The organism is Desulfovibrio mangrovi (assembly GCF_026230175.1).
GTDB classification, from domain to species: domain Bacteria; phylum Desulfobacterota; class Desulfovibrionia; order Desulfovibrionales; family Desulfovibrionaceae; genus Halodesulfovibrio; species Halodesulfovibrio mangrovi.
Map to the genome: position 1 here is coordinate 2,977,567 of NZ_CP104208.1, position 12,123 is coordinate 2,989,689.

At 57.7% G+C, this 12,123-nt stretch carries 10 protein-coding genes; 1 reads left to right on the plus strand and 9 read right to left on the minus strand.

Annotated features, from left to right (window positions below; genetic code table 11):
* Positions 1-77 precede the first annotated feature (77 nt).
* Positions 78-1,439: a M14 family metallopeptidase gene (locus tag N1030_RS13420; protein WP_265825985.1), complete on the minus strand. Its 1,362-nt coding sequence runs from the start codon at positions 1,437-1,439 to the stop codon at positions 78-80.
* Positions 1,436-2,326, minus strand: a complete 891-nt coding sequence (locus N1030_RS13425) for a M15 family metallopeptidase (protein ID WP_265825986.1) — start codon at positions 2,324-2,326, stop codon at positions 1,436-1,438. Before N1030_RS13425 ends, N1030_RS13420 begins: the two co-directional genes overlap by 4 nt.
* A 330-nt stretch (positions 2,327-2,656) precedes the next feature.
* Between N1030_RS13425 and dnaX the strand changes: the two genes are divergently transcribed.
* Positions 2,657-4,723 (plus strand): DNA polymerase III subunit gamma/tau, encoded by a 2,067-nt coding sequence (gene dnaX / locus N1030_RS13430; protein WP_265825987.1) that lies wholly within the window; start codon positions 2,657-2,659, stop codon positions 4,721-4,723.
* 161 nt (positions 4,724-4,884) lie between these two features.
* On the opposite strand, the gene N1030_RS13435 is transcribed toward dnaX, so the two are convergent.
* The 7 genes from N1030_RS13435 to N1030_RS13465 all read right to left on the minus strand — a co-directional run bounded on the left by N1030_RS13435 (position 4,885) and on the right by N1030_RS13465 (position 11,993).
* Positions 4,885-6,306, minus strand: a complete 1,422-nt coding sequence (locus N1030_RS13435; protein WP_265825988.1) for a sensor domain-containing diguanylate cyclase — start codon at positions 6,304-6,306, stop codon at positions 4,885-4,887.
* Between the two features lie 335 nt (positions 6,307-6,641).
* The gene (gene arsB, locus N1030_RS13440) at positions 6,642-7,736 is read right to left on the minus strand and encodes an ACR3 family arsenite efflux transporter (RefSeq protein WP_276038012.1); all 1,095 of its coding nucleotides are present in this window, start codon (positions 7,734-7,736) and stop codon (positions 6,642-6,644) included.
* Positions 7,737-7,747: 11 nt separating this feature from the next.
* Positions 7,748-8,122, minus strand: coding sequence for an ArsR/SmtB family transcription factor (locus tag N1030_RS13445; protein WP_265825989.1), 375 nt, complete (start codon positions 8,120-8,122; stop codon positions 7,748-7,750).
* 422 nt (positions 8,123-8,544) lie between these two features.
* A complete protein-coding gene (locus tag N1030_RS13450) occupies positions 8,545-8,928 on the minus strand; it encodes a hypothetical protein (protein ID WP_265825990.1) in 384 nt (127 codons plus the stop codon).
* A 431-nt stretch (positions 8,929-9,359) separates the two neighbouring features.
* Positions 9,360-10,745, minus strand: a complete 1,386-nt coding sequence (locus N1030_RS13455) for a sigma-54-dependent transcriptional regulator (RefSeq protein ID WP_265825991.1) — start codon at positions 10,743-10,745, stop codon at positions 9,360-9,362.
* Positions 10,746-10,849: 104 nt separating this feature from the next.
* Positions 10,850-11,551 carry a DUF2959 family protein gene (locus tag N1030_RS13460; protein ID WP_265825992.1) on the minus strand — a complete coding sequence of 234 codons (702 nt, stop codon included), beginning with the start codon at positions 11,549-11,551 and terminating at the stop codon, positions 10,850-10,852.
* Positions 11,552-11,573: 22 nt separating this feature from the next.
* A complete protein-coding gene (locus N1030_RS13465; RefSeq protein ID WP_265825993.1) occupies positions 11,574-11,993 on the minus strand; it encodes a YccF domain-containing protein in 420 nt (139 codons plus the stop codon).
* Positions 11,994-12,123 lie beyond the last annotated feature (130 nt).

A 12,123-nucleotide genomic window follows, 5' to 3' on the forward strand; every position in this document is an offset into this window, starting at 1 on the left:
GAGATAATACCTGCTGCAACAGCTTACAGAAAAATGAAATGATTGGGTTTGAAACGATTCGGATCCGCTACGTGCCATCAGCGCCCCATCGTATCCTCGGAAGGGGGGGCGTTGTTCTGCACGAGATGCACGTTGGCATCACCGAAGCGAACAAGCACCATGCCTGAGAATTTATTTTCACGATAGACTTCAACACGATACACGGTTCCCGCTTTATCAATGGAATAGGCATCCATGATGTCGTTCTTGCTGATTGAGATGCCGCATTCGTTCTCCACGCCGGATCGTGTGAAGCCGATGACATTGACGCGATACCCTTCTTCCGGCGTCACTTCGAATGCTTCGCCCACCTGCACCATGCTGCCTATGGGGGCTGCTGTCTGTTTGCCGTCAACCATGAGACGCAGCGTCTTGAGGCTGTCGTCATAATCAAAATACTGCGGCATGAGCTGGGTGATACGGTTGTTTCCGTAATAGACCCTGTAGCCGTTGCCTTCGTCCACCACGGTGAGCAGGGGTTTTGAAGGGATGAAGTCATTGCCTGCATTGCGGCTGAGCGGCATATAGCGCAGTGTGCTGCGGATGTTGTCCATATCCAGCTTCAGCCTGCCGTCATGAAAGGCCAGATGCAGGTTGCGGTTCATCGCCGCTTCCAGCCCCTCGGGCGTGAGGGTGAAGTCGCGCTCGAACCGGATTCCGGCCTGCCGCATGAAGGATTCTAGAATGCGCACGTGGTAGTAGGCGCGCGTGGCCGTATTGAACGACTTGCTGGCCTCCACGCCGAAGGCGGGTTTGCCGTGGTTTATGGCAAAATAGGTGAGGGTCTTTTCCATCTCCACATCGCCGTCGCGCGTGCGGGTGTTCTTGAGATGGTACAGGTGTTCCGGCACCAGCAGGGCGTTGTTTGCGTCTGCAACGGCAACCGTGGCCATGGCCGCCAGATTGCCGAAGCGGGAGTCTTCAAGCGATTCTTGGTCAATAATCACGCTCTGTCCCCAGCGGTCGGGGTTGCGGACGGAATTCTCCCACTTCGGTCTGTAGAATCCGCTGCCGTCGTGCAGGTTCAGAATGAGGTCTACCTGCGGATGCAGGATGATGGACTTGATTTTCTCGACAGTGTTGTATTCGGGATCTTCCTTGCCCAGCCGCGCGAACTTGCGGTTCATGTCTCCGTGCAGGCCGCGTGACCGGTTGATGATGCTCGGGAAGTTCAGGTTGGGCACCACCCAGACGTTGCCCTTGGTAATGGCGTAGTGGCTGGCCAGCACCCCTGCGGCGTTGAAGCCCCCGGGCTCGTCGCCCTGAATGCCGCCTATGACCAGCAGTGTGGGGCCGGCAGGATCGTTGCCCAGTTTGAGCAGGGTGAAGTCCAGCGGGTTGCGGGCATGCGCCGCAAGCGTTGTGCAGAGTACGAGAAGGAGTCCGAGTATGTATTTCATGCCTGATTCACTTTCACATGCCATGGTTCGAAACGCACGCCCAGCCGGTTGCCGCGTGGGTAGCGCAGGGTAAGATAGCCCAGTTCCGCAAGCCGTGCGAACACATCCGTCTCGGTGAAGCGATCCGTGAAATTGTATTCGCCGAAGTCCCGCTGTCCCACGTCAAAGTCGCTCACTCCGTGGAAGGAGTAGCCTGGAGGCGCAAGGGAACGGGAAGCGAGCGAAAGGTTCGCATCGTTCTGGACGGCCTTGTTCAGGAACAGGTGAAATTGCTTCATCACGCCGCGTACGCCAGAGGTGAGCACCACCGTGTTGCCAAGCGTTTTCTGAATGGCAAGCCACGTGTCGTGCGGTTCTCCTTTGAACAGGTAGTTGCCGCTGTAGGGAACCTTGATCACATTCTTCTGGCTGATCCGCTCCGTCAGCCGCGTGATGACCTTGACCCCGTAAAAACCGTATATGGCCGCATCTGCGTAAAACTGGCACTCCATGAATTCCAGCTCGTTCTTCGTGAAGGTGCCGATTTTGGGATAGTTGCGGCCCAGCCGGACGGCATCGTCAAAGCCGAGCAGGGAGAAATTGGCGTAGCCAACGGTATCCACCATGCGCTGGATTCGCTGGAGCGTCCGGTACAGAATGTCGCGGTGTTCGCCCTGCAGGATGATGTCACCTTCGAAGGGCGAGTCGAAGTGGCGCATCTTGTCGTAATAGTCGCGGATATGCAGGTCGTAGGCGCCCGCCTGCGGTGCCAGATGCAATGCCGTGCCGTCCAGCGTGGAACTGGAAATGGCCGCGGCTGCCCGGACTGGTGCAGGCAGCAGCGACTGAACGGCAAGAGCGGCCGTGCAGCCGCAGATGTGTTGTAGGAAGTGTCGCCGGTTCAGCATCAGACCCCTCTGGCTGATAGTGCGTGTGTCTCGTGAAGGAGTGTATCTCAGAATGATGCGGGACGCAAAAACGTTATAGCGGCGTTTTGCTTTTGTCCCTTGAGGGAGGGGGGCTGCTGCGGCGCGCAAACTTGAAGCACTAGCCCGATGCGTCGGCTTGCCTCTTGGCCGGATTTTCTTTAGCCTGTCCCATTGTCCGGAATGGCAGAGTCCCCTTCCGGCGCGGCGTGGCGACGGTGCGGTATCGCAACCTGAATCGTAGCGATACCGCAGCCGGTCCGCATGATCTGCCGCCAGTTTCGTAATGTCATCTCCATAACGCAGGGAACCATGAGCACAGCATCTCTGACTACAGCATACCGTCCGCAGACCTTTGCCGATGTGGCAGGACAGGAGACCATCAAGGCCATCCTCTCCCGCGCGGCACGGGAAGACCGCATAGCGCCCGCCTATCTCTTCAGCGGCACGCGGGGCGTGGGCAAGACCACCATTGCCCGCATTTTCGCCAAGTCGCTCAACTGTGTGAACGCGCCCGCGGCCGAACCCTGCAACGTATGCGAGCACTGCCGCAAGATCACGCAGGGCATGCACGTGGACGTGGTGGAGATCGACGGTGCATCCAACCGCGGCATCGATGATGCCCGCCGCCTGCGCGAATCCATCGGCTATGCTCCCATGGAAGGCCGTTACAAGGTCTTCATCATCGACGAAGCGCACATGCTGACCCGCGAATCCTTTAACGCGCTGCTCAAGACGCTGGAAGAACCGCCCAAGGGCGTGACCTTCATCATGGCCACCACGGAGCCGCACAAATTTCCCATCACCATCATCAGCCGCTGCCAGCATTACATTTTCAAGCGTCTCGGCGAGCATGAGCTGGAAGCGCACCTGACCAACATTCTGGGCAGGGAGCAACGCGCCTTCGAACCGCAGGCGGTCAAGCTCATCGCCCGCCGTGCGGCCGGTTCCGTGCGCGATTCCATGTCGCTCATGGGACAGGTTCTGGCGCTGGGGCATGAAACGCTGCTGGAAAGCTCCGTGCGCTCCATTCTCGGTCTTGCGGGGCAGGAACTGTTTTTCAAGGTCATGGAGGCCATGAAGGCGCAGGATGTGGTGGCGGTGTCTTCCGTCATCCGCGAGATTCTGGATCAGGGCGTGGATATCGGCTACTTCCTGCGTGAACTCGCCACCACGTGGCGCAACCTGTTCATGCTCAAGCAGGCCGGAGAGCAGGCGCTGCCGCTGCTGGACCTGCCAGAGGCGGAAGCCCGCCAGTGGCTGGCATGGGTGCCCGAATTCGAACTGTCGCACGTGCATGCCTGCTGGCAGCTCACGCTGGAAGGCCAGCGCCGCGTGCTGACAAGCCTTGAGCCCGCCATGGCGCTGGAGCTTCTGCTGCTGAACCTGACCTTCCTGCCCAAGCTTCTGAACATGGAGCAGCTGTCTCGCGGCGGCGCGCGTCCCGCTGGCCAGCAGCCCGCACAAGGCGGTGCGCCACGGCCTTCAGCGCCAACAGCGCCGCAGGGCAGGGGGCCGACAAACCCTTTTGATGCCGCAGCCGGTGCCGCGAACCAGTCGGGCAACATGCCTGATGCACCGTCTGCCGCAACCGGAACCGCTTCCTCTTTCTCCGGCACTCAGGCCGGTGCCATGCCCCCCGCCGGTGCCGGGCTCGCGCCCCATGCCCGACGGCCTGAGCCTCCGCACAGACGTGCCGCGCAGGCTGCGGCAGGCCGTGATGTGCCTCCATCCGCCGGAATGCCTGGCCCCATGGACAACGACGGCCCGCCTGTCGGATATCTGGATGGCCCCCCGGCGGACCTGCCGCCCGAGTTCGGCGGTGCCGCAGGTATGGACGGGCCTCCGCCCGCCCCGCCTGCAACCTATGACGAGGCTATGTCTTCTCAGGAAAGCGCTGCCGACGGAGGTCAGGGCTCCTCTCCGTTCATGGGGCATTCGGGACTGAATGGTGATCAGGCTCAGGATGCTGAAGTTGCCGAAGCCCCCGTGCTGGACCCAGCCACGTATGCAGGGCCGCGCAACTGGGAGAATTTTCTGGAGTTCTGCAAGCAGCAGAATGGTGAAGGCGGCCGCAGCGTGAATATCCTGTATTCCGCCAAGGGCGAGTTCTCAGGGAATGAACTGCGCATTCTTACGCAGTCCGGCATTCAGTATGACCGCCTGAACGAAGCGGGGCTTCTTGCCATCCTGAACGAGCGCGTCCGTCAGTGGTTCGGGCCGGAAACCAGCCTTGCCGTGCTGGAACCCACCAGCCGTGTGCGCCCCTATGCCGAGCTGCGCAAGGAGGTGGAAGAACACCCCCTTTCCCGCATGCTGGAGGAAGAGCTGGGTGCCTCGCTCATCCACTTCCGCCACAAGGACGAGCCCGGCAAATAAGGGCTGCCTCAGGCAAAACACGACATGTATGAAGTCCCCGCTGTTTTCATTGAACAGCGGGGACTTTTTCTTGTCATGGCGGCTGGGGCAGGAAGACGTGCGGTGGCTTCAACGGACAAGCCGCCGCACAAGGAATACGGGTCAGGCTGCATCAGCAGCGCTTAAAATGTTGTATTTTTCTCAGCTGTTACATCTCCAGCAACAACCCTGTTTCTTCCTGCGTTTTTGGCTTTGTAAAGTGCCTTATCTGCATAGTACATGACATCAGAAATGTTCTGACCATCCTCTCGCTCAACCACACCAATGGATACTGTGAATGAAATGCTGCCATTATAGCCTTCAACCCGCAGTAGGGCCAAGGTTTGTCTGAGGCGTTCGGCTACGCTGGTAGCAACATCTATGGGTGTCTCCGGCAGGATAACCGCAAATTCTTCGCCACCGACTCTTCCAAAAATATCAATCTGCCGGAACATTCTGCGACAGGCTGTGGAAAGAGCTCTGAGAACATCGTCTCCGGCTGCGTGGCCGAATGTGTCATTGATGTTCTTGAAATAATCAATATCAAGCATCAGAAGCGATAGCGGCCTGTTATAGCGGCTGGAACGAACGAATTCTTCTTCAGCCCTCTCCAGAAAACGATGGCGATTGTTTGCACCGGTGAGAGCGTCCGTTGTGGCTAAGTGGCTTAATTCGATCTCCAGTTTCTTTCTTTGCGTAATGTCGTCGAGAATTATCAGAATGCCTGAATATTTATCTGATACATCCAGCATTCTGGCAAAAAACACATCAAAGTATTGGTTTGCGCCGGATGATTCGTATTTGACCTCCGTTCTGTGGAAAAGAAGATCTCCTTCAGAAAACAGGTTTGCCTCTTCTTTCAGCCACGGCAGATAGTCCGTAAAGGGCTTGCGAAGCCTTTTCATATTTCCATTTGCGGTGCTATGCCCCCCTGAATAGTATGTCTCGCCAGATATCTTTTCCAACCCCAGCAAGTTTGATGCGGCAAGATTCAACGTGTCCAGCAGTCCATCCTTATCTATCAGGAGTGCTGGTCTGGGGGTGCTTTCGAACACGGTAAGATACTTGTTTTTTTCATTGGAGAGTCGGCGGTTTGCTTCTTCAAGCGTAGAAATCTGCTCCTGGCTTTCCGTGGCCACCCACTCAGCACACAAAGCGATTTCAAATCGGTCGAAGCTTCTTAGGACAAAGCGCATAGATGCTGCTTTTATCTCTTCAGGGCACTTCTCTTCCACAAGGTCAATATATGTGTCCCTGTAGTACTTAAGGAGCCCGAGAAACATGCTTATAGTAATGCCGCGTTCCCGGTGGCGCTTGGCTTCCAGCCTCCCGAACTCTGTAACAGGGTCGGAAGTATAATCTTCATCAGGGTTGAATTGCGGCTCTTCCCCCCCATGCTTATGAAGGCTCGTGCACAGGGCATTTGTCAGGCCGGATATGGACAAGCGCCAGGCATCGAGTAACGTCGAAGTATATTTGGTGAAATTATGCAGCTTGGCGTACGAAAGTATGCGCACCATAAGCCATGATTCATTGTCTCGTAATAGTTGTGAAAGTTGTTCCATCGGACTTCCTCAGTTATGGATTACGAATGACAATCTTCAAAAGACGTTCGGGCGAGCCGCGTTAAACAACGCTGTCGGATGCTGTCGCATGGTCACATCAGCCATCGCCATATCCCCCCGGTCTTCAGTCCGGACACCTCTCGATCTTGCAACGTAGCATGGCCCGTGCTCTTCTTGTAATGATATGTGGGGATCGGTGCCTTCGTACGCCATATTGTTCAGGCTTTACTATTCTGACTGATCTGGGGTTTTCATATCGCAATACCCATCAGATCACACAAAAAGGCCCCCGTCCGCACGGACGGGGGCTTTTTCAGGGTGATCCTTTCAATCGGCTATTCCTGCGGACAGCGCACATGGCAAACCCCGCTCGGAGTCGCCTTGGCGTGCGGGAAGTACCGCTTCTTGAAGTGCAGGGCCACGTTCACCAGTGCGATGAGAACGGGTACTTCCACCAGCGGGCCGATGACGGCGGCAAAGGCTTCGCCGGAATCGATGCCGAACACGGCAATGGCCACGGCAATGGCCAGCTCGAAGTTGTTTGACGCGGCGGTGAAGCTGAGCGTGGTCGCCTGTTCATACGTGGCGTCTGCCTTGTAGGAAAGGAAGAAGGACACAAGGAACATGACCAGAAAGTAGATGGTCAGCGGCAGGGCAATGGTCAGCACGTCCAGCGGCAGTTCCACAACCTTGTCGCCCTTGAGGGAGAACATGACCAGAATGGTGAAGAGCAGAAAGATCAGCGTGAGCGGGCTTATCTTGGGAATGAACACCTGCTCGTACCAGTCGCGGCCTTTCAGGCGAAGGCCCGCAAAGCGAGTGACCATGCCGCCGAGGAAGGGAATGCCCAGATAGATGAACACACTTTCGGCGATCTGGCCGATAGAGATGTCCACCACGGCACCCTCAAGCCCGAACCACGCGGGCAGCACGGTGATGAATACATAGGCGTAAACGGAGAAGAACAGCACCTGAAACACGGAGTTGAAGGCGACCAGCCCGGCGCAGTATTCGCGGTCGCCTTTGGCCAGATCGTTCCATACGATGACCATGGCGATGCAGCGGGCAAGGCCGATGAGAATGAGTCCCACCATGTATTCATGCTGTCCGGAAAGGAAGGAAATGGCCAGCCCGAACATGAGCACGGGGCCGATGATCCAGTTCTGCACCAGCGAGAGCAGCAGCACGCGGCCGTTGCGGAAGACCTGACCGAGCTGCTCATACCGCACCTTGGCCAGCGGCGGATACATCATGAGCACAAGGCCGATGGCGATGGGAATGTTGGTGGTGCCCACCTGCACGCTGTTGATCACATCCTTTACGGCCGGATACAGGTAGCCGATGCCTACACCGGCAAACATGGCGAGAAATATCCATAGAGTGAGGTAGCGGTCCAGAAAGGACAGCTTTTTCATGAGGGATTCGGTCATTGCTGGCTCCGTTATCCGTTGCAGGGTTTCTGTGCGGTATCGGCACAGGCGGCGGTGGTTTTGGCGGCAAGATGTTGCTGCAGGCGCGCATCATCCTCTTTTGCTTCCGGCCGGGGCGGCAGAAGTTCCTTCAGTGTGGCAAGCAGGGTGGCGTGCGCGGGGTCGCGGGCAATGGCGAGGCTGTAATAGACCCACTTGGTGCTTCGCCTGCCGTTCACCCATCCTGCGCGCTTCAGAAAGGACATGTGGCGCGAGATGGTGGACTGGGGCAGGTCCAGCGCTGCCATGAGGTCACAGATGCACAGTTCTCCGTGCATCAGCAGCCGGACAATGCGCAGTCTGGTCGGTTCCGACAGGGTTTTGAGCTGATCTGCGAGTTGTTGCATGGGGAGATCATATCCGCCCATGCGGATATGTCAATGCGAGCGGGAAGTCTTTTGCGTGACGTTTTTGTGTCGGGAGGCGGGGAGTGGGGCGAACCGCGGCATTGAGGTACCGTGAGATGGGGGCGCTGGGTGCGTCAGGCGGAGGGGCGTGGAATAGCGCCACGGTCTGATACAGGACAAAAAAGAAGCGCTCCCGTTGTTGCCTCGGGAGCGCTTTTCCATGTGGTCGTAGTGGCTGTGGAGTTTTTCGGCACTTCGAGCCGTGCATGGGGTTCCGGTTGTTGGGCCCGGAGGAGGATGAGGCCCATGCACTGTTGCCGTGGCTTTTGTGCCCGTGTGCGGTTGCCGCCACACACGTTGTTGCAACTACGGCCTATGGTAACGGCGGAGTGTTGCCGGCTCCGCCGTCAGGGGTGTTAATTTTACAGGGTTACCGGAGCAGCTGCGGGCTGGTTGCCGCCGGTGATCTCGTACTGACGCACGTCGATGACTGCTTCGGACTGGTTCACCAGCTTGACCATACCCTTGATGATCACTTCGGCGCCGTTCATGGAGTAGTCGTGAATGCCGTCGAGCTTGTAGTACACTTCCTGACCGGGAAGCTGCAGGAAGTATTCGTCGTTCTGTTCGGCAATGGTGCCGGAGAAGACAACATCGTGACCAACGGTGATCTTGGCGGCCTTTGCGGTTTCGGGGGTGTAAGCCTTCTGAGCTGCCTGAGGAGCGGAGGCGATGAAGGCTGCGAATACGGCGCAAAGTACCAGTACGGCGGCGAAACGGGCAAACATGGACTGCTTGGTGGACATGGCGATCTTCCTTTTATGCGGCCTTTGCCTACTGCCTTGGCTCGGGCCTTTTGGATATATGCTGTTCTGCGGTGTTGCCGTATGGCCTCCCCTTGAAGCCTTCGGCGGTTGTTCCGGATGGGCCGGTTTGCCGCAGAGCATTTTTGCATGTGCTTTGATTCTCCATAAAGCATGGCCTGTGCCAAAGTGGTATCATGCTGGTTTTATTTACTTTATGGTTTGTGGCTGTCTATGTGTCGGAACTGGGAGTTCTTATGTGACTGAGTGCACATATAGCAAAAAGTGGCGGTTTGGCGACGTAGATTGTCTAACTCGCTGAAAAGCTGGGGGAAAGGCGTTTGTAATGCCATAACAAGAACCCGCAGTTCCGAATATGCATACAGGAACTGCGGGTTCTTATTTTTGGTCGCCCCGGAGTGTGCGGACAAAGATTATTTGAAAATTTCTTTACGCAAGCCGTGTCGGGTCATCAATTTATGCAGCTGACGGGTGGTTATGCCTGCTTTTTCCGCAGTTTGCGAAATGCTGCCGCGTGTGACGGTGAGCAGCTGCGCAAGATACATGCGTTCAAAGCGGTCAACGGCCTGCTGGCGGGCCTCGGCGAGGGGAAGGTCGGTATCCGTCTGGAAGGAGACGGGGCAGCGGTCTTCGCCGAACAGGTCCTGCGGTACGCTCTCCGGCGAAAGGACGAATCCTGTCTCCAGAATGCAGGCCCGCTCCACAAGGTTTTCCAGTTCGCGCACGTTGCCGGGCCAGTCGTAGCGCAGGAAGGCGTCCAGCACCTTGGGGTGGATGGAGTGGATCTCCTTGCCGATGGGCTTGGAGCGCTGGATGAACTGGGTGGCGAGTTGCGGAATGTCCTCGCGGCGTTCGCGCAGCGGGGGCACCTCGATGGGAAAGACGTTCAGCCGATAGAAGAGGTCGCGGCGGAACTGACCCTTGCGCACCAGCGTTTCCAGATCTTCGTTGGTGGCGGCAATGACGCGCACGTTGCAGGGAATGGTTTCTTCACCGCCCACGCGCTGGAATTCCCTGTCCTGCAGCACGCTGAGCAGTTTGACCTGTGTGGCGTGGCTGATGGTGCCTATTTCATCCAGAAAGATGGTGCCGCCTTCGGCCAGTTCAAATTTCCCGGCCTTGCGCTTGATGGCTCCGGTGAACGCGCCTTTTTCATGGCCGAAGAGTTCGCTCTCGGTCAGCGGCTCCGGAATGGCGCCGCAGTGCACGCTGATGAACTGGCGTCCGCGACGTTTGCTGTTCTGGTGGATGAGACGCGCAAGAAAACTTTTACCCGTGCCGGTTTCGCCCGTGATCAGCACCGTGCTGCGGGTGCCCGCCACGCGTTCCACCTTTTCGTACAGCGCCTGCATATGGGGGCTTTGGGTCTGCAGGCTGCCCAGCGCCTTTTCCTGCCACTGGTCGTCTGTCTGTGCGCCGATCTCGCTTTTAAGCTCCAGCGAGCGGAACAGATGACTCATGACCAGATGCAGTTCTTCCGGTTGCACGGGGCTGGTCAGGTAGTCCGCGGCTCCGTCGCGCACGGCATCCACGGCAAGGCGTACGGATTCCGGCGGGGTGAGCACGGCCACTTCGCAGGAGGGGCGGCGTTTCCAGATTTCCTTCATGCCCTTGTGGGCGGAACCGAAGGGGCCGGAAAGGGCTTCCAGATCAATGAACACGGCGTCAAAGAAGAGGCGTGAAAGCACGTCCAGCGCGTCATCCAGCGTGGGGAACACGCGGACGTCGTGGTTGGCGAGTTCTGTGAGCAGGGTGTAGCGGTCCGTCTCGTCCCTGCAGATGATCATGATGGATTTCACGCTTGCTCTCCCTGCGGGCGTTGGCCGTTTGGCCGCCGACGCCGCAGACTTGTCTCATGAAAAACAGCAGGCGGCACGGGTCCGGCCCGCGCCGCCTGTCTTTTCTATTGTTCCTGCGGTTCCGTTCTCTGTTTGTGTACCTGACGGCTCATGGAGTGGATGAAGCCGTTGGTTGCGTCAATAGCTGTCTGGGCGTGATCGAGCAGGGCCTGAAGGTCGGTCTGCGAACGGTCCAGTTCGGCGATGACGTTTTCAGAAGCCTGCGGGCTCTGGTTCAGCTTCAGATGCATGACATGCTGTTCCAGTGCGCTCAGTACGGGGGGCACCCTGTCAGAGGCGGACCGCACGGGGCGCATCATGGTGCGGAAGGCTTCGCGGGTTTCATCCAGACGTTTCTGGCTGGCCGCACGCATGCTTCCCTCGGGATGCTGGGTCGTCTGTTCGATCCAGTCCTCGAACAGCGCGTTGGCTACGTCTTCCGTCTTTTCAATGCCTTTGCGCAGCTCATCATACCGGTCTTCACAGCTGTCATACAGAACCTGAGCCTGTTCATACTGCTGATCGGGGGCCAGCGCGTCGGGCTGGACGATGGTGCCCAGTCTGCTGAAGGCCACGCCGAATTCGGTTTTCACCAGATGAAGCGTGTCACGCAGCTCTTCCGAGCGGTCCACAAGCATTTCGCGCTTTTCAAAGCCCACGGCTTCCAAGGCGTCGTAGTATGCCTTCTGGCAGCCGGTAACAGCACCGAGCACCAGAATGCACATGAGAGATACCAGAACACACACAACACTACGCGTTACGCGCATACTGCACTCATCCTGTTGATTGTTAGGAGTCGAGAAGGGAATCGGGCCGTTCCACCACGGTCTTGCCGATGGGCGCAAGACAGATGGCCGCCAGCTTGAGATGCTGGAAGCCGAAGGGAATGCCGATGATGGTGATGAAGTTCAGCAGGGCCGCAAACAGGTGACCTATGGCCAGCCAGATTCCGCCGAAGATGAACCAGACCACGTTGCCGAGCAGCCCGAGTGCGCCGGTGCCGATGTCGTCACGGCCGGTAATGTACTCGCGCCGCACCACTTCCTTGCCGAAAGGCCAGAAGGCGAAGGTGCCGATGACAAAGCAGGCCTTGGCCCACGGAATGCCTATGATGCTGATCAGCATGATCAGACCGGCAAAGTACCAGCCTATGCCCATCCACAGGCCGCCAAGAATGAACCAGAGAATATTCAGTAATAACCGTATCATGTATTCGCTCGTGAAAAAGGTTTGCTGCGGAGGGCCAGGTTCTGACGGTCTGCCATGGATTGATGGCCGGACAGATCGCCGCATGACCGGAAGAGGCGCTGTTGCCCCGCAGTGCGTTGTGTAAAAAGTA